General features: G+C 62.9%; 23 protein-coding genes. 8 read left to right on the top strand and 15 right to left on the bottom strand.

Annotated features, from left to right (window positions below):
• Nucleotides 1–59: 59 nt before the first annotated feature.
• The 6 genes from AC0L3L_RS07920 to AC0L3L_RS07895 all read left to right on the top strand — a co-directional run bounded on the left by AC0L3L_RS07920 (nucleotide 60) and on the right by AC0L3L_RS07895 (nucleotide 7763).
• Entirely contained in the window at nucleotides 60–1232 is a 1173-nt protein-coding gene (locus AC0L3L_RS07920) for a glycosyltransferase family protein (RefSeq protein WP_473637175.1), read from the top strand.
• Nucleotides 1233–1257: 25 nt separating this feature from the next.
• Nucleotides 1258–2253, top strand: a complete 996-nt coding sequence (locus tag AC0L3L_RS07915; protein ID WP_473637174.1) for a glycosyltransferase family 2 protein — start codon at nucleotides 1258–1260, stop codon at nucleotides 2251–2253.
• The gene (locus AC0L3L_RS07910; RefSeq protein WP_473637173.1) at nucleotides 2253–3203 is read left to right on the top strand and encodes a glycosyltransferase family 2 protein; all 951 of its coding nucleotides are present in this window, start codon (nucleotides 2253–2255) and stop codon (nucleotides 3201–3203) included. The genes AC0L3L_RS07915 and AC0L3L_RS07910 overlap by 1 nt, the downstream gene beginning before the upstream one ends.
• Nucleotides 3193–4161 (top strand): glycosyltransferase family 2 protein, encoded by a 969-nt coding sequence (locus tag AC0L3L_RS07905; protein WP_473637172.1) that lies wholly within the window; start codon nucleotides 3193–3195, stop codon nucleotides 4159–4161. The genes AC0L3L_RS07910 and AC0L3L_RS07905 overlap by 11 nt, the downstream gene beginning before the upstream one ends.
• 56 nt (nucleotides 4162–4217) lie before the next feature.
• The gene (locus tag AC0L3L_RS07900) at nucleotides 4218–5114 is read left to right on the top strand and encodes a UTP--glucose-1-phosphate uridylyltransferase (protein WP_473484181.1); all 897 of its coding nucleotides are present in this window, start codon (nucleotides 4218–4220) and stop codon (nucleotides 5112–5114) included.
• Between the two features lie 267 nt (nucleotides 5115–5381).
• Entirely contained in the window at nucleotides 5382–7763 is a 2382-nt protein-coding gene (locus tag AC0L3L_RS07895; protein WP_473637171.1) for a polysaccharide biosynthesis tyrosine autokinase, read from the top strand.
• A 373-nt stretch (nucleotides 7764–8136) separates the two neighbouring features.
• Here AC0L3L_RS07895 and AC0L3L_RS07890 read toward each other — a convergent pair whose 3' ends face one another.
• Complete coding sequence (locus tag AC0L3L_RS07890; RefSeq protein ID WP_473637170.1) at nucleotides 8137–9219, bottom strand: acyltransferase family protein; 1083 nt, start codon at nucleotides 9217–9219, stop codon at nucleotides 8137–8139.
• 133 nt (nucleotides 9220–9352) lie between these two features.
• Entirely contained in the window at nucleotides 9353–11260 is a 1908-nt protein-coding gene (locus AC0L3L_RS07885) for a propionyl-CoA synthetase (protein WP_473637169.1), read from the bottom strand.
• 207 nt (nucleotides 11261–11467) lie between these two features.
• Here AC0L3L_RS07885 and AC0L3L_RS07880 point away from each other — a divergent pair, with 207 nt between their 5' ends.
• Nucleotides 11468–12223: a DUF2259 domain-containing protein gene (locus AC0L3L_RS07880; protein WP_473637307.1), complete on the top strand. Its 756-nt coding sequence runs from the start codon at nucleotides 11468–11470 to the stop codon at nucleotides 12221–12223.
• Nucleotides 12224–12596: 373 nt separating this feature from the next.
• Here the strand turns inward: AC0L3L_RS07880 and dhaK are convergent, their stop codons facing one another.
• The 13 genes from dhaK to AC0L3L_RS07815 form a co-directional block, all read right to left on the bottom strand.
• Nucleotides 12597–13583, bottom strand: a complete 987-nt coding sequence (gene dhaK / locus AC0L3L_RS07875) for a dihydroxyacetone kinase subunit DhaK (RefSeq protein ID WP_473637168.1) — start codon at nucleotides 13581–13583, stop codon at nucleotides 12597–12599.
• A gap of 36 nt (nucleotides 13584–13619) precedes the next feature.
• Nucleotides 13620–14045, bottom strand: a complete 426-nt coding sequence (locus AC0L3L_RS07870) for a hypothetical protein (RefSeq protein WP_192363160.1) — start codon at nucleotides 14043–14045, stop codon at nucleotides 13620–13622.
• An 8-nt stretch (nucleotides 14046–14053) separates the two neighbouring features.
• Nucleotides 14054–15655, bottom strand: a complete 1602-nt coding sequence (ptsP, locus tag AC0L3L_RS07865) for a phosphoenolpyruvate--protein phosphotransferase (RefSeq protein ID WP_473637167.1) — start codon at nucleotides 15653–15655, stop codon at nucleotides 14054–14056.
• Nucleotides 15639–15941 carry an HPr family phosphocarrier protein gene (locus AC0L3L_RS07860; RefSeq protein ID WP_473526172.1) on the bottom strand — a complete coding sequence of 101 codons (303 nt, stop codon included), beginning with the start codon at nucleotides 15939–15941 and terminating at the stop codon, nucleotides 15639–15641. The genes ptsP and AC0L3L_RS07860 overlap by 17 nt, the downstream gene beginning before the upstream one ends.
• A 20-nt stretch (nucleotides 15942–15961) precedes the next feature.
• On the bottom strand, nucleotides 15962–16351 hold the full coding sequence (gene dhaM / locus AC0L3L_RS07855; protein WP_123146397.1) for a dihydroxyacetone kinase phosphoryl donor subunit DhaM: 390 nt from the start codon (nucleotides 16349–16351) through the stop codon (nucleotides 15962–15964).
• Nucleotides 16348–16950 carry a dihydroxyacetone kinase subunit DhaL gene (gene dhaL / locus AC0L3L_RS07850; protein ID WP_473637306.1) on the bottom strand — a complete coding sequence of 201 codons (603 nt, stop codon included), beginning with the start codon at nucleotides 16948–16950 and terminating at the stop codon, nucleotides 16348–16350. Before dhaL ends, dhaM begins: the two co-directional genes overlap by 4 nt.
• 29 nt (nucleotides 16951–16979) lie before the next feature.
• Nucleotides 16980–17999: an ABC transporter ATP-binding protein gene (locus tag AC0L3L_RS07845; protein WP_473637166.1), complete on the bottom strand. Its 1020-nt coding sequence runs from the start codon at nucleotides 17997–17999 to the stop codon at nucleotides 16980–16982.
• On the bottom strand, nucleotides 17992–19104 hold the full coding sequence (locus tag AC0L3L_RS07840) for an ABC transporter ATP-binding protein (protein WP_473637165.1): 1113 nt from the start codon (nucleotides 19102–19104) through the stop codon (nucleotides 17992–17994). The genes AC0L3L_RS07845 and AC0L3L_RS07840 overlap by 8 nt, the downstream gene beginning before the upstream one ends.
• Before the next feature lie 3 nt (nucleotides 19105–19107).
• Nucleotides 19108–19314 carry a hypothetical protein gene (locus AC0L3L_RS07835; RefSeq protein ID WP_029347717.1) on the bottom strand — a complete coding sequence of 69 codons (207 nt, stop codon included), beginning with the start codon at nucleotides 19312–19314 and terminating at the stop codon, nucleotides 19108–19110.
• A complete protein-coding gene (locus AC0L3L_RS07830) occupies nucleotides 19311–20261 on the bottom strand; it encodes a carbohydrate ABC transporter permease (RefSeq protein WP_473637164.1) in 951 nt (316 codons plus the stop codon). The genes AC0L3L_RS07835 and AC0L3L_RS07830 overlap by 4 nt, the downstream gene beginning before the upstream one ends.
• Entirely contained in the window at nucleotides 20258–21205 is a 948-nt protein-coding gene (locus tag AC0L3L_RS07825) for a carbohydrate ABC transporter permease (RefSeq protein WP_473637305.1), read from the bottom strand. The genes AC0L3L_RS07830 and AC0L3L_RS07825 overlap by 4 nt, the downstream gene beginning before the upstream one ends.
• 128 nt (nucleotides 21206–21333) lie before the next feature.
• The gene (locus AC0L3L_RS07820; RefSeq protein ID WP_473637163.1) at nucleotides 21334–22665 is read right to left on the bottom strand and encodes an ABC transporter substrate-binding protein; all 1332 of its coding nucleotides are present in this window, start codon (nucleotides 22663–22665) and stop codon (nucleotides 21334–21336) included.
• A 229-nt stretch (nucleotides 22666–22894) separates the two neighbouring features.
• Entirely contained in the window at nucleotides 22895–23584 is a 690-nt protein-coding gene (locus AC0L3L_RS07815) for a PIG-L deacetylase family protein (protein WP_473637162.1), read from the bottom strand.
• Between the two features lie 418 nt (nucleotides 23585–24002).
• On the opposite strand from AC0L3L_RS07815, the gene hrpB reads away from it, so the two are divergent.
• Nucleotides 24003–25674: ATP-dependent helicase HrpB (gene hrpB / locus AC0L3L_RS07810; protein WP_473637161.1), on the top strand; the 1672-nt coding region annotated here is incomplete at its 3' end.

Genomic DNA, 25674 nt, shown 5'->3' with positions numbered 1-25674 from the left:
CGATGCAGCAAAAGCTGTACTAGGGTTTTTCCGGGCGGGCCAACAGCGGTCGAGTTTTCATGCTGCATGTCTTGTACTTGGTACACGACGTCTCCGATCCGGCAGTGCGCCGGCGGATCATAATGCTCAAGGCAGGCGGCGCCCAGGTCACACTGGCGGGCTTCCGTCGGACTGTAAGCCCGATCGCGGATGTCGAGGGCTTGCGGCCGATCGATCTTGGCGCGACGCGCGACGGCCGATTCGCCCAGCGTCTGGCAGCAGTCACAAAGGCGGCGGTCTCGATCGGTTCGAAACTAGGTTCGATGCCAAGACCCGACCTCATCGTCGCACGCAATCTGGAAATGCTGGCGCTTGCCCGGCGTGCCAGATCGGCGTTCCAGGCAACGGTGCCGATCGTCTATGAGTGTCTCGACATCCATCGTCTGATGCTTCGCGACGACTTTCTGGGCAGGGCCATGCGCGGCGCGGAACGCTATCTGGCCAGGGATGTAAAGCTGCTGGTCACCAGTTCGCCGGCCTTCATCGCCAATTATTTCAAGCCATTCGGGCAGATTGCTGCGCCGGTCGAACTGCTCGAAAACAAATATTTCGAGATTGCCGCGGTTTCGCTGGATGATCGCACAGCGGTGGAGGCCCCCACCCCTCCGCCTTGGCGGATCGGCTGGTTCGGCGCACTCCGATGCCGCCGCTCCCTAGAGCTTCTGGCCGAATTTTCCCGACGGCTCGAGGGCCGCTTCGAAATCATCCTCAGAGGCCGTCCGGCGCTTTCCGAATTTCCGGATTTTCACGGTTTCGTTGAATCCGAGCCCTGGCTCTCGTTCGGCGGGCCCTATCGGAATCCCGAGGATATGGCTACGATCTACCGTGAGGTCCATTTTTCCTGGGCCATCGATTTTTTCGAGCAGGGGCTGAATTCCGAATGGCTGCTGCCCAACCGCCTCTACGAGGGCTGCCGCTTCGGCGCCGTGCCGATCTCGATGGGCAACACCGAAACTGGCCGGTTCCTCGACCGGCAGGGGATCGGCGTTCTTTTGCCTCAAGCCACTCCCGAGGCACTCGAAGCCGCCCTGGGCGAACTGGAGGAGCATCGTTTCGGGAAATTGCGGGCGCGTGTTCTTGCCCGCAATCCGCGAATCTGGAGCCACGACCGCAGCGATTGCCGGGCGCTCGTCGAGAAGCTTCGCAGGTTGACGGCCGTGCCCGATTCATATGCTGCCAAGGCACTGGCTTAGGATGGCGTTGGATGGACATGGGCCAATGATGCAGACCAAAATTCTTCCGTCCGGCCTGATCGTGATTCCGTGCCTGAACGAAGCGTCTCACATCGGCGCGCTTGTTCATGAGCTTCGCCCGGCGGCCGAGAGGCTCGGTGCCCGGATCATCGTTGCCGATGGCGGCAGCAGGGACGGCACAAGGGCGATCGTCGAGGAGATCGTCGGGAAGGATCCGCGGATCATCCTTCTTCACAACGAAAAGCGCCTCCAGAGTGCGGCGATCAATCTCGCCGTGGCCAGTTATGGCGAAGGGGCTGAATATGTCATTCGCATCGACGCGCATGGCGGCTATTCCCCGGATTATTGCGATCGGCTGGTCGAGGAGGCGCGGATCACCGGCGCGGATTCGGTCGTCGTCTCCATGCTGACCAGCGGCAGCGGTATGGTGCAGAAAGCGGTGGCGGCTGCACAGAATTCCAAGCTCGGCACTGGCGGCTCCAAGCACCGGCATCTTTCAGTGGGAGAGTGGGTCGATCACGGCCACCATGCGCTGATGCGAATATCGGCCTTCAAGGCGGTGGGCGGCTATGACGAGACGTTCAGCCACAACGAGGATGCGGAACTCGACTACCGGCTGCGCAAGGCCGGTTACCGGATCTGGATGAGCGGCAAGACGCAAATGATCTATTACCCGCGCTCGTCGCTCGCCGACCTCTATTTCCAGTATCTCGGCTATGGCCGCGGCCGGGCAAAGAACATTCTCAAGCACCGCATGATACCGAAGGTCCGGCAGATGGTACCGCTTCTGGTGTTCCCAGTCGTCCTTCTCGCCGCTTTTTCCTTCGTGCATTGGCTGGCAATCACGCCGCTGCTGGTGTGGGCGTCGGTCTGCCTCGGCTATGGCGCGTGGACCGCGATCAGCCAGCGCACTCCGGACAGTGCGCTTGCCGGGATTTCGGCGATGGTCATGCATTTCGGCTGGTCCGTCGGCTTCTGGCTGCAACTGCTTGGACCCCGATCACAGCGTAGAGTGGCGTGATGGGTGTGGCCGAAAAAAACCGCAGCATTGACATCTGCGTCTGCACCTTTCGGCGGCCGGAGCTTGCTGACACGCTTCGCTCGATAGCCGCCCTTGACGTGCCTTCGGGATACGACATCCGCGTCATCGTGGCCGATAATGATGACGGCCCGACGGCAGAACTGCTGGTGGCAACGTTGGCGGAGACGTTGAAGTTGCCGGTCAGCTACCATCATTGCCCGGCGCGCAACATCTCGATCGCCCGCAACGCCTGCCTCGACGCCAGCACGTCGGATTTCGTCGCCTTCCTCGACGACGACGAAACGGCATCGTCCAGATGGCTCGCCGAACTGGTGGCGACGGCGGAGGTGAGTGGCGCCGCCGCCGTGCTCGGGCCGGTGCGGGCGCGCTATCGGCCGGACGCGCCCGACTGGATGCGCCGCGGCGATTTCCACTCGACCCTGCCGGTCTGGGTGCGCGGCGAGATCCGCACCGGCTACACCTGCAACGTCCTGCTCAGGATGGGCGCCGACTGCCTCCGCGGCCGACGGTTCAGCCTGGCGCGTGGCCAGACCGGCGGCGAGGACACCGAATTCTTCGATCATATGGTCAAGGCCGGCGGCCGCATCGCCTTTTCGCCGCAGGCCTGGGTCGACGAAGTGGTGCCGCGCGCCAGGGCCGCATTCGACTGGCTCCGGCGCCGCCGGTTCCGCGCCGGGCAAACGCATGGGCACCTTCTGGGGCGCGACGCGAATGGGCTCGCGCTGGTGAGGCAAGTTGGTCTTGCCTCGGCAAAGGCGGTCTTTTGTTTCGCATCGGCAATCCCGGTCGCCATCAATCCCGTGCGCAGGAACCGCAGCGTGCTTCGCGGCGTCATGCATGTCGGTGTCGTGAGCGGTCTCGTCGGTGTGCGTGAAATCCGCCAGTACGGCCTGCCCTCGCCGCAGGAAGGGGGCAAGCATGCAGCCTGACGTCACCTTTGTCATTGCCGCCTACAATGCGGAGCTGACCATCGAGCGGGCGATCGCCAGCGCCATCGCCCAGCGCGATGTCAGCGTCGAAATCATCGTCGTCGACGACCAGTCACGCGACCGGACGATCGATCTGGCGCGATCCTACCCCGAAGACATCGTACGCGTTGTCGCACTTGAGCAAAACCGTGGTCCTGGCGGCGCCAGGAATGCCGGCCTTGAGCTTGCTCGCGGCAGGTGGGTCGCGGTCCTCGATTCCGATGACGCGGTCTATCCCGGGCGAATCTGCACCATGATTGACCGTGCGGAGAAAGCGGGCGCCGAGATCGCGGTCGACAATCTCCAGGTCGTTCGCGAGGACGGCGTTGCCGAGGAGGCGATGTTCCCGGCCGACTACCTGGAGGGGCTCGGTGAAATCTCGCTGGCGGACTATATCGCCGGCAACGTGGTCTTCGAATCCAGGTTCAATCTCGGCTATCTCAAACCGATCTTCCAGCGACGCTTCCTGAGCGAAAACGGGCTTCGCTATGACGAAGGCCTGATCATCGGAGAAGATTACATCCTGCTGGCCAGTGCTCTGGCCAAGGGCGGCAAATGCGTGGTCGAGCCGACGACCGGCTATGTCTACCACATCCGGACCGGCTCCATTTCCCGCGTGCTTGAACTTCATCACGTCGAGGCGATGCGCAAGGCCGACCTCGTTTTCGCCAGGACCCATTCGATGGACGCAGCCGCCGAGGCCGCTTTCGCGAGGCGCACGCGCAGCCTGCGCAAGGCGGCGTCTTTCCTTTCGTTGGTCCAGCACATCAAGGCCCGATCCCCCCTCAAGGCGGTGTGGACGGTGCTCAGCGATCCGGCGGCGGTTCGGCATATGGGCATGCCGATCGCCGTTCGGCTGCGAAGGGTGGCGGCGCAATTTGCCGCGGGTGCGGGGGAGGTGAAGGGTGCAGGCAGCTGAAAAATAGTTTGGCGGCCTGCGACAGGTTGAAGTGATCTCCTCAGAAGGAATATGCAATGAAGAAAGTCAGGAAGGCAGTCATACCGGTAGCGGGGCTTGGAACGCGATTCCTGCCGGCGACCAAATCGATGCCGAAGGAAATGCTGCCGGTCGTCGACAGGCCTGTCGTGCAATACGCGGTGGACGAGGCGTTCGAAGCCGGCATCGAGCACATTGTCTTCGTGACGGGCCGCAACAAGGCGGTCATTGAGGATTATTTCGATCTGCATCCCGAACTGGTCGGGACCTTGGAGCAGACCGGCAAGACGGCTCAGCTTCAGGCGCTCGAAAGCCTGCTTCCCGTGGCTGGCGCGACGAGCTTCATCCGGCAGCAGTCGCCGCAAGGTCTCGGCCATGCGGTATGGTGCGCCCGGGAGGTCATCGGCGATGAGCCTTTTGCGTTGCTGTTGCCGGACATGGTGTCCTTCGGCGGGCGCGGATGTCTCGCCGAAATTGCCGACCTCTATGCGCAGACCGGTGGAAACGTTATCGCTGTCGAGCGCTGTGATCCGACCGAGACCAGCAAATATGGCATTGTCGGCTGCGGCGCGGATGTCGGCTCGGGTTTCGAGGTCACCGCCATGGTCGAAAAGCCGGCTCCGGCCAATGCGCCGTCGAACTACTACATCAACGGCCGCTACATCCTGCAGCCCGAGATCTTCGCGCTGCTCGGCAATCAGCAGCGCGGCGCCGGCAACGAGATTCAGCTGACCGACGCCATGGTCCGCCTTGCGCAGAGCCAGGCTTTCTTCGCCCAGCCCTTCAACGGTCGAATGTTCGACTGCGGCTCGAAGGAGGGGTTCATCCAGGCCAATGTCGCATTCGCGCTGGCGCGTGACGACATGAAGGGGTCGATCTTCGAGATGCTTCAGGAGTTCGTCCGGTCGCATGAGCGCCGGGTGGAAGCCGCATAAAGCCCATTATTTGGGAGCATTAGCAAATGGATGATGACGCAAGACACGCCGGTATGTTTTGCTGCCCAGGTCTCGCGGTGTCTGGCATGAAGCTTGCAGCGTAGATATGCTGATGCTCTCGATTTTGCTCTAGCGTCTGCAACTTGAGCATCGGAACCAAAGTGGAGACCGGTTTTGGGAAAATCCGATGTTCGACAAAAATAGAGCGGCGGCACAGTTCGACTTGAGAGACCGCCGCTCTAGGTACAAACTAGAATTGGACCGAAGATGAATTATGCCAATTTTCCTCTCGACAAGAGGAAGCCATTGCCGAGTTCGGACGCAGTCAGCGCCGAAGACTTTATCGATGTCGAGCGCTTGCTCGGCATGGCAGCAAGGCAGGCAAAGGTTGTTGCGGCATGCGCCGCCATCGGACTTTTTCTGGGCGTGCTCTATTTGCAGACCACGCCTCCCACCTATATGGCAATGAGCCGCGTGCTGATCGACGAAGGCTTGAACAAGGTCGTTGATGAGGTCTCGGCGGCGTCGGTGAGCATGCAGACCGACTCCGCCATTTTGAGCCAGATTGAAATTCTCCACTCGGCGAGGCTGGCGGCGGTGGTCGTCGACAAGCAGAAGCTCGATCAGAACGACGCTTTCATGGACCCTCCGACGTCGGCCGTGTCGAAAGCTGCCGATTTTGTGCGCGGCGTGGTCCGGTATTTCCGTCCCAGTCCCGCCGTGGGTACTACCGACGTTACTCAGCTTGATCCGGCGACGCGTGACGCGATGATTGCGTCGTCACGCCGCGATTACGCTATCCTCAAACTGCAAAACGAGGTGCAAGCCGAGCGCATCGGTCGAAGCTATGTGATCTCCATCGCCTACCAGGCGACGGACCCCGCTCTTGCGACCGCGGTCACCAAAGCCTATGCCGACGCCTATCTCGCGGATCAGCTCGATGCGAGCTTCGATGCGACCGAGCGGGCGGCGGTCTGGCTGCAAGGCCGGCTGACGGAGCTTCGCGAAAGTTCCCAGGCAGCGGCGCTCGCCGTCGAGAAGTTCAGGGCCGAACATGGGCTGGCCGTCGATGACGGCCAGTTGATCAGTGACAAGCAACTGTCGGACCTCAATGGCCAGCTCATTGAGGCGCAGGCCGATACCGCCCGCGCCAGCGCCCGTTACCAGCAATACAAGTCGATCGTCGAAAGCGGTTCGGACAACGCATTCAGGGACGCCGCCATATCCGCCGACCAGCCGAGCAACTCGGTCATTTCAACGCTCAAGACCCGCTATCTCACTGTCGCCAAGCGGCAGCAGGATATCGAAGCCAATTTCGGGGCTGAGCATCCCCAGGCGGTCGCACTTGCCAAGGAAAAGGCCGACATTTCGGCGCAGATTTTCGGCGAGCTGAAGCAATTGACCGAAAGCTACCGCAACGAATACGAAGTCGCTCTCGCACGCGAGACGGCGCTCCGCGCAAATGTCGCGCTAGCGGCTGGCAAGAGTTCCATCGACAACCAGTCGAAGGTCAAGCTGCGCGAATTGGAGCAGAAGGCAACCGCGCTGTCGACGCTCTATCAGACGTTCCTTGGCCGCTACGAGGAAGCGTCCCAGCAGCAATCCTTCCCGGTCGGCAAGATCCGCGTCATCTCCGACGCGACGCTGCCGAAGTCCGCGGCAACCCCGCGCATGTCCATAGTGCTGGGACTTTCGCTTGTTCTTGGCATGATGATGGGAGCCGGGGTTGGCGGCCTGAATGAATTCAGGGAACGGTTCTTCAGGACCGGCGAAGACGTTCGCGATCGCGTCGGCCTCAAATTCCTCGGCTACCTGCCGATCATCGGCAGCAAGGTCGTCAAGGATGACAGGCGCGATGACGGTCAGGCGGACCTCAAAACCGCTCACTCACCGTCGGTCGCTGAAAGGCGCGCGCGCATGCGGGTGAGCATCGACGCTCCAGCATCGATGTTTTCCGAAACGCTCCGCAGCGCCAAGATTGCCTTCGACGTCGTGATGGAAGGGCAAGGCAGCCGGGTCATTGGCGTAGTCTCGGTCCTTCCCGGCGAGGGCAAGTCGACCGTGGCGGCGAATCTGGCCGGATTGCTTGCCGCCAACGGGTCGAAAACCCTGCTGGTGGACGGCGACCTGCGCAACCCCGGCCTCAGTCGCAGCCTTGGCATGGAGGCCGAGCAAGGCCTTATGGAAGCGGTGGTGAGTGGGCAGACCTGGCAGTCCGTCGGCAAGATCGACCGGCAGACGAAGCTGGCGATCGTCCCGGCCGTCCCGCGCGGTCATTTCTCGCACACTAGCGAGCTTCTGTCGTCGGCCGGAATGCGGCGTTTCATCGACAACGCCAAGGAAACCTTCGAATACATCATCGTCGACCTGCCGCCGCTCGGACCGGTGGTCGATGCCAAGGCCTTTGCCCCGCTTGCCGACGGCTTCGTGCTCGTGACCGAGTGGGGGCGCACGCCGCGTGCGATGGTGCAATCCATACTGAGCTCGGAATCCTATATCGCCAACAAGATCGTCGGCGTCGTCTTGAACAAAGTCGATTTGAAGAAGCTGGCGAAGTATGGATCGATCGGCGCCTCGGAAAAATTCTTCGACAGATATTCGAGCTACTATCTGGAAAAATCGGAAGCGCGGACGAAGGCAAACACCTGAGGCGGTATACAAGAACGAATGTTGAGCACGGCGTCGTCGTCCTGCGCGGCGAGACCGATACCGAGCCTGATGCTGGTGCATGAATGCCCTCGAACAGAGCATGATCGGCAGCCTTGCGCATGAAGCTGACTTGGTCGGCAGGAATGTCGCTTCTGGTGCTGGTCGATCTCCTCGCTTGACCCGAGAGGTCGCCGAACCGCGCCGGGTCGACACGGTTGGAAAAACTCACCACTGCAGAAGATGATCCACGATAGAAAATAATTCCCGCTTGGGAAGTCGCGTCGTCATGCCGCAAAGCGTGGACACCAATTTTCGCGCCGCACGTTCACAGCAGGACTTTGCAGCCAGGAACCGGCGTGACACGCCGGTGCGGTTACGCGGCCTTGAGCCGATAGCGGAAGATGGTGTGGTCGAGCAGAAGCCGGATTCGCGGTTCGGCCTCGATCGCAATCAGCCAGCTCGCGGCGATCATGGTCGCGCCGACGATGACCAGCGAAAGCAGGTATGGCACTCCCGCGCGCATCAAGGCCCCGAGAATAGCCGCGCCGACGACATTATGGATCAGATAGAGAGGGTAGGTCATCAGCCCGATCCGACGCCAGCCGCGCCAGGACAGGTCGAGCCGTAACGACCACGCCATCAGCGCCATGGCAGCGAGAAACAGGACGATCGGCGGCGCATAGGGCATCGCGGCTTCGACCTTGATGCTGCGGACGTCGACAGCACTGACGATCTGCAGCACGCCGCCGGCCAGGAACAAGGCGCAGAAAACAAGGCGGGCGGGCGTCACTGCCTTGAAACGCATCAGCCAGAGCAGCACACCTGTCGCGAAAAAACATCCGTGATGCACCAGGAGCAGGTCGAGCCAGCGCGCCTCGGCAAGGTCCGACCAGTCGAATGGATAATACAGGCACCAAAAAAGCGTGCTGATCGCGCCGAGCGCAACTGCCACCGCTTCCATCAGATCGAAGCGGCCGAGCCGCAGCAGGATCCAGACGACAGCATAAAAGGCGATCTCGATGCCGAGCGTCCAGTAGACGCTGTCGACCCAGGGGTTGAACGGAACGAACAAGGCGGTGCGCAAGAGCCTGGTGACAGCGTCCGTCGGCCAACTGAGATCGACGAAAAGCAGCACCATCACGGTGACTGGCGCGCAGATCCAGACGGCCGGCGCCAATCGTTTCACCCTTGCCTCGAAAAACCGCAGCGGTGTCGAATGCTCGGCGCTGAAGGCGATGACGAAGCCGCTGATGACGAAGAATATCTGGACACCGACCCATCCGAATTGGACCAGCCCGCCTATTTCCGGATGGGTCGGGATGCCGCCCGTCGCGCGCGCCGAAACGCCCTTCGGGAACGCCCACACCCAGAAGCCGTAGTGGTAGAACATCACGAGGACGGCGGCGAGAAAACGCAGGATGTCGATGCCGCCGAATGTGGTTTTTTGCTGAGCCATGCCGTGCCTTCGGAATGGCCCCCCACGCAAAGTTTAAGGGCTATTGCTGCATTGCACAACAGACGATTGCAGTGCAGGATGAATTCGTGAATTCGTCCGACGCCGCGATCCGCCGGCCGCGCTCCGAAAGCAACTAAAGCCCGATGCCGCGCCCTTTGAGCGCCGCAGTGATCTCGTCGAGAATGGCCGGGTCGTCGATGGTCGCCGGCATCGTCCATCCTTCCTTGTCGGCAATCTTCTGCATGGTGCCGCGCAGGATTTTGCCGGAGCGCGTCTTTGGCAGGCGCTTGATCGTCACCACCGTCTTGAGGGCGGCGACCGGGCCGATCCGCTCGCGCACCAGGGTGACCACCTCGGCCTCGATGGCGCCGCTGTCACGCGCGACACCCGCATTCAGCACCACGAAGCCGAGCGGAACCTGGCCCTTCATCGCATCGGCGATGCCGATGACGGCGCATTCGGCAACGTCGGGATGCGCGGCCAGCACCTCCTCCATGGCGCCGGTCGACAGCCGGTGGCCGGCGACATTGATGATGTCGTCGGTCCGGGCCATGACGAACAAATAACCGTCCTCGTCCATCATGCCGGCATCCGCCGTTTTGTAGAAGCCGGGGAATTCGTCGAGATAGGCTTGGCGAAACCGGTCATCGGCATTCCACAGCGTCGGCAGGCAGCCGGCCGGCAGCGGCAGCTTGACTACGACATTGCCCAACTTGCCGCGCGGGACTTCGTGCCCGGCATCGTCGAGCACGCGAATGTCGTAGCCGGGCATCGGCACGCCGGGCGAGCCATATTTCACCGGCAGCAGGCCCAATCCGGCTGGGTTGATCGTCATCGGCGAGCCGGTCTCGGTCTGCCACCAATGGTCGATCACCGGCACGTTCAGTTTCTGCTCCGCCCATTTGATGGTTTCCGGATCGGCGCGCTCGCCGGCGAGGAACAGCGTGCGGAACTTCGACAGGTCGTATTTCGGAACGAATTCGCCCTTGGGGTCCTGTCCCTTGATGGCGCGGAAGGCGGTCGGCGCGGTGAACAGCGCGACGACTCCATGCTCGGCGATCACCCGCCAGTAGGTGCCGGCGTCGGGCGTGCCGACCGGCTTGCCCTCGAACAGGACGGTTGTGCAGCCATGCAGCAGCGGGCCGTAGACGATGTAGGAATGGCCGACCACCCAGCCGACGTCGGAAGCCGCCCAGAACACCTCGCCCTGCTTGACGCCGAACTCGTTCTCCATCGACCATTTCAGCGCAACCATGTGGCCGCCATTGTCGCGCACGATGCCCTTGGGCTGGCCGGTCGTTCCGGACGTGTAGATAATGTAGAGCGGATCGGTGGCGAGCACCGGAACGCAGTCGACATTGGCGCCCGCGGCCCGCTCGCGGGCGACGGCGTCGGCATAGTCGATGTCATGGTTTTCCCTGAGCTCGCAGCGCAGTTGGTCGCGCTGCAGGATAAGGCAGGCCTCGGGCTTGTGCCGCGACATCTCGATCGCCGTGTCGAGCAGCGGCTTGTAGGCAACGACGCGCCCGGGCTCCAGGCCGCAAGAGGCGGAAATGATCAGCTTCGGCCTGGCGTCATCAATGCGCGTGGCGAGCTCGTGCGAGGCAAAGCCGCCGAAAACGACCGAATGCACGGCGCCGATCCGGGCGCAGGCAAGCATGACGAAGGCCGCTTCCGGCACCATCGGCATGTAGATGATGACTCGATCGCCTTTTTGGACGCCGCGGTTCTTCAGCACCGAGGTCAGCGCGATCACCTCGCGTTTCAGTTCGGCATAGGTGAATTTCCTGATCGTGCCTGAAATCGCGCTGTCATGGATCAGCGCGGTCTGATCGGCGCGGCCACCCGCCACATGGCGGTCGACGGCGTTGAAGCAGGTGTTGCAGGAGGCGCCGCCAAACCAGCGCCCATAGACGCCGGCATTCGGATCGAAGACCGTGTCGAACGGTGAGAACCAGTCGATGGCTTTGGCCGCATCCGCCCAGAATTTTTCCGGGTCGCGTTTCCAGCCGTCATAGACCTCGTGGTAGCGTGACGCCATCCGGCTTACTCCCCAGGAATGTTTTTCTGCCTTTGAAATAGCGTATGCTGTTTTTGCAAGCATGTGCAATTTCGTCGTTTGGCGTTCTCGCCTTGGTCGCAAATACCCGGCACGATGGTCTCGGGTCATAATTGCAGTCTGGGTCATAATTGGGGGCAAGTCGCAATGAAGTTGCGGTGCAAGGTTGGATCTGCCGTTTTGGCGGCGATGCTGTTGGTGGTCGCTTCCGCCGCTCAGGCCGGCGATGCGGCGGCACGGCGCATTATCGGCTTTTCGCCGGACGGTAGCTACTTCGCCTTCGAACAATACGGCACGCTCGATGCCGGCGCTTCGGATTCGGGCTGGTCGGAGATCGACATCATCGACACGCGCACCGATGAATTCGTCGGTGGTAAGCCGATCCGCATCATCGACGAAACCGAGGAGGCGACGCTCACTCTCGATCAGGCGAGGGCACAGGCTGCCGCGCAGGCGGCGCCGATCCTCGCCCGATATGCCATCGCGCCGCGCGGCGAGCGGACGGCTGTGGACAGGTTCACCTTTCCCGACGACATGGTCGCTTACCAAGACATTGCGCGCCTCGAGCAGGTTTCGCAGAAATCGCTTTCGCCGAGCTATGACGTGCTTGGCATCTCTAGCATCCAGCTCGACCAGATCCTGGCCGACAGCACGACGGATTGCTCGTCAAGCTTCGACGAGACGCAGCAAGGCGCCGCGACCGGCAAGGCATTCGGTTTCCGCCTGACGCTGCAGGGACAGGATGGCAAGCCGTTCAAACTGCTGCATCAGGACAAGGCCGTGCCCGGCTCGAGGCATTGTCCGACTTCCTACAGCCTGTCGGAATCCTATGCATTCACCCCGGACGGCAAACCGGCTGTGCTTGCCGTGCTCGTGCAACGCTTCAGTCAGGGATTTGAAGGACGGGACCGCCGCTTTATCGCAGTGACTGGCCAGGTGCGTTGAAAAGCGCCTGCTTGCGCTCAAATGCGGTTCTAAAGCGGCAGCGCCGCGAGCATGAGGCCGACACCGCCGGCGATCAGCAAGGCGGCGACCAGCGCCTTTCTGTGACGTTCGAAACCGGTCGGCGCCCGATCCCAATTGTAACGCATGTTCTGCCTCCAAAAACCCGCCGGATTTTCTTACCTTACCAAAGGTAAAGGAAAAGCAACATTGTGCCTAACTCCACCACACTGGCCTGACAATGCTCGGCATAGCGCATGACAGTGTTGTCACCGACTGTCTTTGGGATTCCTTGCAAAGGCCCGCTTCGCAGACCGAAGCGGGCTTTGCTTGACGGCCACTTCTTGTCGTGAGCCGCAGCGCGGCCTTGGCCGTGCTACATCCCCCGGCGTAGCGCAGCCGTATGTACCGGCGCGTCCCACAATGCGGTCGTCTCGTCATCGAGCATGGTCAGCGTGATCGAACAGCCGGCCATGTCGAGCGATGTCACATAGGACCCGACCAGTGAGCGAGTGACCGTCACGCCGTTTCTCTCGAAGAGTTTCCGGGCACTGTTGTACATCAGGTAGAGCTCCATCAGCGGCGTGCCGCCAAAGCCGTTGACGAAAAGCAGCGCCGGGCCTTTTGCCCTGTCACCGAGATCGCCTGATATCGCCGCGCAGATCTCCTCGGCGATGGCGTCGGCGCTCTTCAACGCGTCGCGGCGGCGGCCGGGTTCGCCATGGATGCCGACGCCGAATTCCATCTCGCCGTCGCCGATATCGAAGGTCGGCTTGCCGGCGGCCGGTACGGTGCAACTGGTCAGCGCAACGCCCATAGAGCGCGTTGCGCCATTGACGCGCTCGCCGAGCGCCTTCAACGGCTTCAGTGCCATGCCTTGCTCGGCTGCGGCACCGAGGATCTTCTCGACCACCAGCGTGCCGGCAACGCCGCGCCGGCCAGTGGTGTAGGAGGAGTTCTCGACCGCGACGTCGTCATTGGTCACCACTTGCATCACGCCCTCCGACATTTCGGCGGCCATCTCGAAATTCATTACATCGCCCTCGTAGTTCTTGACGATGAACAGGCAGCCGGCGCCGGTGTTGACCGCTTCCGCGGCCGCCAGCATCTGGTCCGGCGTCGGCGAGGTGAACACCTGGCCGGGGCAGGCGGCATCCAGCATGCCATGCCCGACCAGCCCGCCATGCAGCGGTTCGTGGCCAGAGCCGCCGCCGGAGATCAGCGCCACCTTGCCGGGCTTGAGTGTCCTGCGGCGCACGAATTTATGCTCGTCGCCAAGCGCCAATATGTCGGCATGGGCGGCAACGAAGCCATCGAGGCTTTCGGTCAGCACCGTGTCAACAGAATTTAGAAACTTCTTCATGGCCGTCTCCTCCCGAAATAGCTGAACTTGGCGCGACTATGTCCCGCCCTTGCCGGCGATGCTGGTGATCTTCTGGATGAAATCGTTGACCGCCCGATCGAGCGCCGCATTCTGCTTGTCGTCGCCGAAATCGGGAACGATCAACGAGACATGCCGCGTCTTGCGCATGCCTGATGCCACCGACATTTTCCCGGGATGCGCCTGATGGTAGGCGGCTAGAAAATGATCGCGTTCGGCCGGGCTGAAATGGCAGACGGAGAAAATAGCCGGCAAATGTTTTGACGGGATCGGGATCGAGTAGGTCGGGCTGGAAATCTGGGTGACGAAGCTGCGATGCTTGCCCAACGCGTCGGCGAGGCGCTGGCGCATCCCGGACGGGCGCTGGTCGAGGACCTGCGACAGGATCGTCTTATAGGCGCGGATCGCCTCTTCGGAGCCGGCTTCAGGTGTCTTGTCGGCCATGCCGGTGCCTAGATCGAAACGTCCGCAATGGCCGCCTTGGCCATTGCGAGTTGTGCGGGAACCACGGAAAGGTCGCGCAGGCCGGCCTCAATCAGCGCCGGGATTGCCGCCGGATCGCCGCCGGCGTCGCCGCATAGGCTGACCGGAATCCTTTGCACGCGGCCGAACGCCGCAACCGAGGCGATCAGCCGAAGCACGGCCGGATGCCTGATCGAATTGAGATGCGCAACCAACGCGTTGTCGCGCGCCGCCGCCATCACATACTGCGTAAGGTCGTTCGAGCCGATCGAGAAGAAGGCGACCTCGGTAAAAGCCTCAGGAGCGATCGCCACCGACGGCACCTCGACCATGATGCCAAGCGGCGGCATTTTTTGCGCGACGCCGCGCGCGGTAAGCGCGGCCTGCTCTTCCGCGAAGAGCGCGGCGGCACGTTCATATTCGTCCCTAACGGCGACCATCGGGAACATCACCTTCAGATTGCCATGCACGGCGGCGCGCAGCAGCGCCCTGATCTGCAGCCGAAAAACCTCCGGTCTTGCCAGAGACAACCTGATGCCGCGCAGGCCAAGGAACGGATTAGTTTCCGCCACGGTGAAGGCTGGCACCGGCTTGTCGCCGCCGGCGTCGACGGTGCGAATGGTCACCGGTCTGCCTTCAGCCCATTCGAGCACCTTGCGGTAGGCGCGATACTGCGTTTCCTCGTCTGGCAGCGTTTTGCCGAACAGGAACTCGGTTCGCATCAGCCCGACGCCGTCGCAGGTCGAGACATCGATGTTGTCGACATCGGACGGATCGGCGATGTTGACCTGCACCCGCACCGCCGTGCCGGCTTTCGTCACCGCCGGCCGGGCCAAAAAAGTTTCCGCCCTGTCGCGACGCGCCGCGAAAGACGACGATGATCGCCGGAACGCCTCGACCTCTGCCCTTGATGGCGCCAATATGATGCCGCCATGCTCGGCATCAAGCAGGGCGACGCCGGCAAGATGAGCCGGCGAAGTACCGAGCCCGACTGCCCCAAGCCCCACGACCATCGGCACGCCGCGCGAGCGCGCCAGCATGGCGACATGGCTGGCGGCACTGCCCGCTTTCAGTGCGATGCCGCCGCCGGAACTCCAGTCGGTTTCGAGAAAGCGCGTCGGCGCGATGTCCTCGCCGTAGAAGATAGCTCCTGCCGGCGCCGCAGGGTCGCTGTCCTCGGTCAGCGCGCGCAGCACCTGGTCTCTGATGTCGCGCATGTCGGCGGCGCGCGCCCGGAAATAATCCTGGTCTGACGTTTCGTAGCCTACAATTTCGGCGTCGAGCGCCTGCCGCCAGGCCGCATCGGCCGGCTGGCCGGCGGCAATCGCGGCAAAGGCCGGGCCGGTCAGCGCATCGTCATCCAGCATGGCGAGCTGGAATTCGAGAATGTCGGCGGCGTCGCCCTTGGTCGCTTCGATCAGCGTCGCAAGCCGGCCTGTCGCTGCCGTGATTGCCGTTTCGAGCGCGAGCCTCTCGTCCGCGGCGGTCGCCTTACGGCCATAGCGCGCGACAACCGGATCGAGGTTGAATAGCGGCCCTTCGGCATAGCCGGCCGAAGCCGAAATCCCCTGCAGCCTAAGCGGTTCGGGCATGGTCCACGCCCTCGTCGAAATCGCGCCGCACCAGCTCGACCAGCGCGCCGACCGCCTCGCCGGCGCCGTCACCCCTCGCTCGGATATGCAGCACCGTCCCTTTCGGCGCCTTGGCGGCCATCACCTTGACGATGCTCTTGGCATCGAACCAGGGCCCGTTGGCGGCGAGCGCCACTTCGACTTCGGCCGAAAATGTTTTGGCGAGCTTGGTGAACTTCACCGAAGGGCGCGCATGCAGGCCCACCTCATGGCTGATCAGGACGGTGGCTTCTGCGGATGCCGACATGCTGTCAAAATTCCTGTTATTCACGATGGCGACAATTCGTGTGCCGTCGCCACCACTTCCCTGAGCGAAGCGCCGCCGGAAGCCTCCGTCGCCGCCATCACCGCGCCTTCGACGATCGGCGCATTGCAGACGATGATCTTGTGCGCACGCGGCTCGCCGATCATCTCGACCGCCATCTCGCTGTTGGTCTCGGCGCCGCCGAGATCCACAAGTATGGCGACACCCGCCTCCGACCAGGCCTTGTTGATGGCGCCCATGATCGCCTCGACATTGGTTCCCAGCCCGCCATGGCCGTTTCCGCCGCACCATGCAAGCGGCACTTCGTCGCCGACCATCTGGCGCACCATGTCTGCCGTGCCCTCGGCGACCAGCGGTGAATGCGATACGATAACGATGCCGACATTGCTCATGCGTGCCCCTTGATGGTCTCAGTGACAGCCCGCACCAGAAGCGCGACCGAGCGCCCGCCGGCATCCATATGGCCGATCGAGCGGTCGCCGAGAAACGAAGCGCGTCCGCGCAACGCCTTCATTGGCACGGTGGCATCGGCCGCACTGTCCGCGACATCGGCGATTTCCGCCTCGGTTTTTCCCTGCAGCAGGGCGTCATGCACTGGCTGCAGCACGTCGAGCATGGTCTTTTGCCCGACCTGCGACTTGCCCCTGGCTGCCACCGCCTCGATTGCCTTGCCGAAAGCCATAGCCAGATTGGCGCGATCCGGCTCTGCGGAAATCTCCTTGCCGAGCGCCATGAACAGCGTCCCGAACAGCGGGCCCGAGGCTCCACCGACGGTCATCACCAGCTTGGTGCCGATCGCCTTTAGCGCCTCCGGCAATGGCTTTGCCGCAAACGCCTCGGCCTCCGCCCGCACTGCCTCGAAGCCGCGCTTCATGTTCAGCCCATGGTCGCCGTCGCCGATCGCCTGGTCGAGCGCGGTCAGTTCGTCCGCGTGGGCGGCAATCGTGTCGGCGGTGACGGATATCAGTGTCTTCAGGTCAACCTTGACCATCGTCCCAGTCTTGACCATCGTCCCAGCGCTCATCGGTTTGCAATCCTATTGCCGGCCTGGTCGAAGAACAGCGGCGCCCGGTAACGGATAATCACCCTGTCGCCCTTTTCCAATTGGATGTCGGGGTCGGTCAGCGTCACCAGCTTTTTGCTTCCCACCGTCACATGCAGGTGGTTCTGGTCGCCCAGATGTTCGACCCAGTTAACAACGCCGTCGGCGGGGCCATTCGATGCCTTGCCGATCGACAGATGTTCTGTACGCGCGCCGATCGTTTTGGTTCCCGCCGGCATATCGCCATCCGGCAGCAGGCCGGTCGGCAACAGATTGATCGCCGGCTGGCCGAGCCTTGCGGCGACATGAAGGTTTGCCGGCTCCGAGTAGATGGTGCGTGGCGTGCCGATCTGCACCAGCACGCCGTCGGCGAGAATTCCGATGCGATCGGCCATCGTCATCGCTTCGATCTGGTCGTGCGTGACATAAAGCATGGTGGCGCCGAGCTCGGCCTGGATGCGCTTGAGCTCGAGCCGGAGATCGGCGCGCAGCTTGGCATCGAGCGACGACAGCGGCTCGTCCATCAGATAGATCGAGGGCTTGCGCACCAGGGCGCGCCCGATGGCGACGCGCTGCATCTCGCCGCCGGAAAGCTTGGTGGAGCGGTTGTTCAGCTTGTGGTGGATACGCACCATCTTGGCCACATCCTCGACGCGGCGACGCACCGCGGCCTCGCTCAGCCGCCGCGCCGGCGAGCGCAGCGGAAAGGCCAGGTTGTCGTAGACCGACAGATGCGGATAGAGCGAATATTGCTGGAAGACGAAGGCGGTGTCGCGCTCGGCCGGCGACAACATTGTCGCATCGCGGCCGCCGATATGGATTGAGCCCATATCCGGCCGTTCCAATCCGGCGATAAGCCGCAGCGTCGTCGTTTTGCCGGCGCCGGTCGGGCCGAGCAGCACGACGAATTCGCCATCGGCGACGTGCAGATCGAGAGTGTCCACGGCGACATGCTCGCCGAAGCTCTTGGTCACGCTCTTGATGTCCACGTCAGCCATGATGCGCTCTTCCCTGGGAAGCCGCGTCATGGATTGCGGTTCGCACCGCGCGGCCGGAGCCCTTCTCGAACAGCGACAGCCGTGCGCTGCTCAGCGCTAGGCCGACATGGTCGCCCGCATTGAGCCGGATTTCGGCCGGCACCCGCGCCTTGACGATGCCGCCGGATGTCTCCACCGCAACGATCTGCGTGGTGCCGAGATATTCGGTGCCATAGATGGCGCCGCGCAGCTTCGACGCGTCGTCGAAGCGGATGTGCTCCGGTCGGATGCCGAGCGCCATGTCGGCCGGCGCGATGTCCTCGCGCACCTCCGGCACCGCCACTTTGGCGCCTTGCACCACGATCTCCCTGACGCCCTTTGAAAGCCCGCCGCCGAAGCCGAGAAAGTTCATCGGCGGCGAGCCGATGAAATCGGCGACGAACATGGTCGCCGGCCGGTCGTAGATTTCGCGCGGCGTGCCGAACTGTTCGATGACGCCGTGGTTCATAACCGCGATCTTGTCGGCCATCGACATCGCTTCCATCTGGTCATGCGTGACGTAGACCGTGGTGGCGTGGATGCGGTTGTGCAGTTCGCGCAACTCATGGACCATGAGATCGCGGAATTCGGTGTCGAGCGTGCCGAGCGGCTCGTCCATAAGGAAGCATTTTGGCCGCCGCACGATGGCGCGGCCGAGCGCGACGCGCTGGCGATCACCGCCGGCAAGGCCGGAGACCGATTTGTTGAGCAGATGATCGATGCGCAACAGCTTCGCCGTCTCTTCGACGCGCTGGCGGATTTCGATGCCTGGCATACCTTGTGCCAACAGCGGGAAACCGATGTTCTTGCGCACATTCATATGCGGATAGAGCGCGAACAGCTGGAAGACGAAGGCGATGTCGCGCTCGCGGGCACGCCGCATGGTGACGTCCTCGCCACCGAGCAGGATCTTGCCGCCGGTCGGCAGTTCGAGCCCGGCAATCATGCGCAACGTCGTCGTCTTGCCGCAACCCGACGGCCCCAGCATGACGAAGAACTCGCCATCCCCGACGACGAAGTTGGAATCCTGCACGGCGACGAAATCGCCGAATGCCTTTCTCAGATGCTCGACCCTGATCTCCGCCATCGTCTACTCCGGAAACTTCGAGACGATGATGAACATCGCCGTACCGGCCAGCATGGTGATGAACGAATAAGTGTAGAGCGACAGCGCGAAGGGCTGGAACAGCATCAGGAAGCCAATGGCTATGATTACTGTGGCGATATTCTCCATCAGTCCGCGCCTGGCCCATGCCGGCCAGCGCGACTTCCGTTTTGCGGGTTGGGTCAGGCTCATTTGCGCACCGCGCCGAAGGTGATGCCGCGCAGCAACTGCTTGCGAAGCAGGATGGTGAACACCAGGATCGGCACCAGGAAGATCGTCGTGCCCGCGGCGACCGCCGGCCAGTCCTGGCCGCCTTCGCCGATGATGGTGGGGATGAAGGGCGGTGCGGTCTGCGCCGTGCCCGAGGTCAAAAGGGCGGCGAACGCATACTCGTTCCAGGCGAAGATCAGGCAGAAGATGGCGGTCGCGGCAATGCCGGTGGTCGCCTGCGGCAGCACGGCGCGCCAGAAGGCCTGCAGCCGCGTATAGCCGTCGATCATCGCCGCTTCCTCATATTCGCGCGGGATCTCGTCGATGAAGCCCTTCAGTAGCCACACTGCAAGCGACACGTTGACCGCGGTGTAGAGCAGGATCATGCCGAGCGCGGTGTCCGACAGGCCAAGCTCGCGATACATCAGGTAGATCGGGATGGCGACCGCGATCGGCGGCATCATCCGCGTCGACAGGATGAAGAACAGGAGATCGTCGGCCAACGGCACCTTGAAGCGCGAGAAGCCATAGGCCGACAGAGTGCCGAGGAACACAGCGCAGAAGGTCGAGCCGAAGGCGATGATCAGCGAATTGACGAAGCGCGGCATGAAATTGGACGGGCCGGCGATCACCATGTTGCGCTTGCGCACTGTCTCGTCGCAGACGCCCGTCGCCGGTCCCAGCGAGTTGATGTATTCCGGTGTCTGCCGGGTCCGGGTCGAGAACAGATTGCAGTAGCCCTCGAGGCTCGGCTGGAACAGGATCTTTGGCGGATAGGCGATCGAATCCGGCGGTGTCTTGAAGCTGGTGGCGAAGATCCACAGCAGCGGCACGATTGAGATCAGTGCGTAAAGCACGATGATCGTGCCGGCGACGCGCTTCGACGTGGCCGAGGGTGCGACGACCGAATGGGCTGACGTCAGGCTCATCTCTGCTTCACCTTGTTGAGCGCCTTGACGTAGATGTTGGCAAGGCCGAACACCGCCACGAACAGGATGATGGCGAAGGTTGAGGAATAGCCCGTCCGCCAGCTTTCGAAGGCCTGCCGCTTCAGCGTGATCGAGGCGACCTCGGTGGTCGATCCCGGTCCGCCGCCGGTGAGCAGGTTGACCATGTCGAACATCTTGAAGTTCTCGATGCCGCGGAACAGCACCGCCAGCATGATGAAGGGCAGCGCCATCGGCAGCGTGATCGACCAGAACTGCCGCCAGTTGGAGGCACGGTCGACTTCTGCCGCCTCATAGATGTATTCGGGGATCGAACGCAGGCCGGCGAGGCAGATCAGCATCACGTAAGGCGTCCACATCCAGGTGTCGACGATGACGATCGACCACGGCGCCAGCGACACGTTGGAGAGCATGCCGATCTGCGTCGCCGGAATGCCGGTGACGAACGAGATGGCATAGGCGAACAGGCCGATCTGCGGCTCGTAGAGGAAGCGCCAGAAATTGCCGACAACTGCCGGCGACAGCATCATCGGCACCAGAATGATAGTCGTCCAGAAGGCGTGGCCGCGAAACTTACGGTCGATCAGCCAGGCCAGCGTGAAACCGATCAGCGTCTGCAGCAGGATGGTCCAGAACACGAAATGCGCCGTCGTCTGCATGGCGATCCAGATATCCTGGTCGCCGAGGATGCGTTTGTAATTGGCAAGGCCGACATTCCTGACGACCTCATTGGGGCGATTGGCGCGGTAGTTGGTGAAGGAAAGATAGATCGCCCAGAACAGCGGGAAGATGTTGATGGCGAGCAGCAAAAGGATCGTCGGCGAGATGAACAGCCAGGCGAGGCCCTTGTCGCTGATGCCTCGGACCTTGCGGGCCAACGGCTCAGGCGTAGCCCGGGCAACGCTGTCCGCAGTCCGATTGAGCATGGTCAGTCCCGCTTCGGTCACTTTAAGTCGTCTCGACAATGGAATTTATCTGAACTGTGTCCCGTGCCAAGGGCGGCACGGGACACGCGGGTCGTGGCTCGGGAGGAGCCGGTTAGATACTGCCCCAACTACATCTTGCCATCGTCCTGGAAGACCTCGGTCCAGTCCTTGACCAGGCCGTCGAGCGCATCCTTGGCCGAACCCTGGCCGGCGACGACATAGTCATGGAAGCGCTTCTGCGACGTCTGCAGCAGCGGCGCATAGCTGGGCTCAGCCCAGAAATCCTTCACGATGGCCATGGAGTCGAGGAAGGTCTGCGCGTAAGGCTGGCTGGCTGCGAAGCCTGGATCTTTGACGACTGCGTTGAGGCAGGAAAAGCCGCCGAGCGACCACCATTTGGCCTGCACGTCCTTGTTGGCGAACCACTTGATGTATTTGAGCGCAGCCTCCTGCTTGTCCGAATAAGAGACCACCGAGATGCCCTGGCCGCCAAGCTGGGCGAATTGATCGCCGTCGGGGCCCTTGGGATTGGCGAAATAGCCAATCTTGTCGCCGCCGACATTCTCGTCCTTCTGCAGGCCTGGCCAGGTAAAGGCGAAATTCATGTGCATCGCCACCTGGCCGGATTTGAAGGCATCGACGCCTTCGCCCATGTAGCTGTTCGAGGCCCCGGGAGGCGTGCAGCAATCATACAGCGCCTTGTAGAACTCCAGACCCTTCACCGATTTCTCGGAATTGACGAAGCCGTCCATCTCGTAGGGCTTGTCGGGGTTCTCATATTTGAAGCCGAAGCTGTAGAGCACGTCCATGGCGCCCATGGTGATGCCTTCGGAGCCGCGCTCGGTATAGATCGACGCGCCATAGACCGTCTTGCCGTCGATCTCGCGCTTCTGGAAGAACTCGGCGATCTGCTTCAGCTGGTCGAAGGTCGTCGGCGCGGCGAGATCCCAGCCGTACTTTTCCTTGAATTCCTTCTGCAGTTCCGGCTTGGAGAACCAGTCTTTGCGATAGGTCCAGCCGACGACATCGCCCATGGCCGGCAGCGCCCAGTAATTCGGCGAGTTCTTCGGCCATTCGGAGTAGCCGACGACGGTGGCTGGCACGAAGTCGTCCATGCTGATCTTCTCCTTGTCGAAGAAGTCGTTCAGCTTGACGTAGTGACCGTTCTCGGCAGAGCCGCCGATCCACTGGCTGTCGCCGATGATCAGGTCGCACAGCTTGCCCTTGGAATTCAGTTCGTTGAGGAAGCGATCGGCATAGTTGGTCCACGGCACGAATTCGAATTTCATGCCGATGCCGGTTTCCTTGGTGAAATCCTTGGACAATTCGACAAGCGCGTTGGCCGGGTCCCAGGCTGCCCAGCAAAGCGTCAGATCTTCAGCCTGCGCGACATTCGAAACGGCGGTCGACGCAAACATCGCCGATGTCAGTCCCAACGTCAGTTTCAAGGTCGATTTCATGCCTTCCTCCCATTTGCGAAACGCGCCCGGATGACGGTTTCAAAAAACCTCACCCCCTCCTCAGGGGTCTAAACAAACGACGCGGTTGAGCGGCGGATGTTTAGTAATTTGTTTAGTGATGCAATTTTTACTAAACAAGGCAAGCGAATTCGTCGCTGCGCTGCAGCATAGCGCATCGGTCGCTGGTTCAGGAAAGGCGCGTGTCAGATCGTTCGGCGCGGGTGCCGGCTCATTTGACCGTTCTGGTGCTCACCGTCACCGGCCGGATCGCTGGGGCGGGCGGCAGCAGGGCGCGGATATCGGCGAAGGGGAAGATCGGTTCGAAGCGGAGGGCCTCAGCGAAAGAACCGGCCGCGCCATTGCACTGGCCGGCGCGAAACGAGTTCTGCGTGCGCGCCGCATCGACGAAACGTTCGGGATCCTGCGACTGGTGCGCCCGGATCGCCATCGCCTTGAGCTCGAAATGCCCGGAGATATCGACATAGTGCGTCGGCGAAAAACCGGTGCCGCCGAGCGTATCGGCATGCAGCACCGGGACAGCGAAGGACGCCGCGATGCGCACGCCGTCCGACAGCGCACGGTGGTCGCCATGATAGTCGTTCGGCGCATGGGTGATCGCCAGATCCGGCCTGATATCCCCGATCAGCGTCTTCAGGGCCGCGATCAGCGCGGCATCGACAACCAGCGCGCCGTCCGGAAAATCGAGGAAGTGCGATGTTGCGCCAAGCAGGTCCGCCGCCACAGCCGCTTCCTCGCGGCGGGCGCGCGCGAGTAATCCCGGATCGCCCTTCCCGCCCTTGCCGCCATCCGTGGCTATGGCAAAAACCAGTTCTGCGCCTTGTGCGGCATAGGCCGCCATCGTACCGAACATGAAGATCTCGATATCGTCCGGATGCGCACCGAGTGCCAGTATCTTCACTCTGCTCTCTCCCCTGGAACTGGAATAACGGGACGAACGGAATTCTGCTCGCTCTGCTCGCCCATGCAAGCTGTTCATGCAACGATGCCGTTGTCAAAAGCCTGGGCAGATCGCGCCGACGCATTACTTGCAGATCCTCTGGCGGTGATCCTGGGCGCTTTCTCCAGGAATATCCGGATCTTCTGTCGCCAGATCTTCTGTCGCCAGATCTTCTGTCGCTTGTCGGTCTCGCCGTCGTCGGCGGCTCGGGCCCTTGTGACGATGGTGCGCGAGGAGGTGAGGCTCGGCACGGTGCGCTGGAACCCGTTCTCACGGACCCGGCTTTGAGTTGGCCCGTTGCCGGTTGCGCGGCGCACGCCACCGCTGATATGCGGGCGCTGCGGATCCGCCGCAATTGGATGGATGCATCCTTGGAACAATGACCAGAAAACCCTTGCCCGAGCTTCCGGTCTCCGCCGTGCTGCCGGCGCTCAGCGAAGCGCTCGGTCATGGCAACAGCGCCGTGCTGGTGGCGCCGCCCGGTGCCGGCAAGACGACGCTGATGCCGCTGGCGCTGCTCGAAGCGGCATGGCTCGGCACGGGAAAGATCATTCTGCTCGAGCCGCGCCGGCTCGCTGCCCGCGCCGCCGCCCGCCGCATGGCCGAACTGCTCGGCGAGGAACCCGGCGAGACGGTCGGCTATGCCATGCGCATGGAAAACCGCACTTCTGCGAGGACAAGGATCCTCGTCGTCACAGAAGGCGTGCTGTCGCGGATGATCCTCGACGATCCGGAGCTGCCCGGTGTCTCGGCTGTTTTCTTCGACGAGTTCCACGAGCGCTCGCTCGACGGTGATTTTGGTCTGGCGCTGGCGCTTGACGTGCAAGGTGCGCTGAGGCCCGAGCTGCGATTGCTGGTCATGTCGGCGACGCTCGACGGCGCGCGCGTCGCGCGGCTGCTTTCCGGCGGCCCGGTGATCGAGAGCGAGGGCCGCGCCTTTCCCGTCGACATCAGCTACGACGAGCGGCCGGCCGGCATCGCCATTGAGGACGCCATGGCCAAGGCGATCCGCGCTGCCCTTGCCGATGAGCCCGGCAGCGTGCTCGCCTTCCTGCCCGGCCAGCGCGAGATCGAGCGCACAGCCGAGCGGCTGCAAGGCCGCGTCAGTGCCGACACCGACATCGTGCCGCTCTACGGCATGCTCGACAACAAGGCACAGGACGCCGCGATCAAGCCAGCGCCGTCCGGCCGCCGCAAGGTCGTGCTGGCGACGTCGATCGCCGAAACTTCGATCACCATCGACGGCGTGCGCGTCGTTATCGATTCCGGCCTGTCGCGCCTGCCGCGCTACGAACCGGCCAGCGGCCTGACGCGGCTGGAGACGGTGCGGGTTAGCAGAGCGTCCGCCGACCAGCGCGCCGGCCGCGCCGGTCGCACACAGCCGGGCGTCGCCATCCGGCTGTGGCGGGCCGAGCAGACGGCGGCACTTCCCGCCTTCACCCCGCCGGAAATCCTCGAGGCGGACCTTTCCGGCCTTTTGCTCGACTGCGCCGCCTTCGGTGTCGCCGACCCGGTGAGCCTTTCGTTCCTTGATCCGCCGCCGGCCCCGGCGCTCAACGAGGCAAGGGCGCTGCTGCGTGCGCTCGACGCCGTCGACGAGGCAGGGCGCCTGACGGAATCGGGTGCCGCGATGCGCAGGCTGGCACTGCCGGTGCGGCTCGCTCACATGGTCGCCGAGGCGGCAAAAACCGGCCAGGCGTTCGAGGCGGCCATGCTCGCCGTGCTGCTCACCGAGCGTGGCCTTGGCGGCGACGGCGCCGACCTCGAACGGCGGCTGATGCGGTTCCGATCCGAAAGATCGCCGCGCGCCACGGCTGCGCGGCAGCTCGCCGAGCGGCTGGCGAAACAGGCGTCACCCTCCCCCTCGAGGGGAGGGTCGATCCGCGAAGCGGAGCGGGGTGGGGTGGGGTCGGGCACGCCATCGCCGACGCCCCCCCCCCGCCCCCCCCCGGGGGGGGGGGGGGGAACAAGCCCAGCCCACCCCCCCCCAGCGGGGGGGGGGACGCCCCCCCCGCGCCGCAGAGAGACGCGGCGCCCGCGACGACCCCCCC

This window comes from Mesorhizobium sp. WSM4849 (assembly GCF_055811385.1).
The sequence above is the reverse complement of the archived record's forward strand: the minus strand, read 5'-3'. Positions and strand labels throughout refer to the sequence as shown.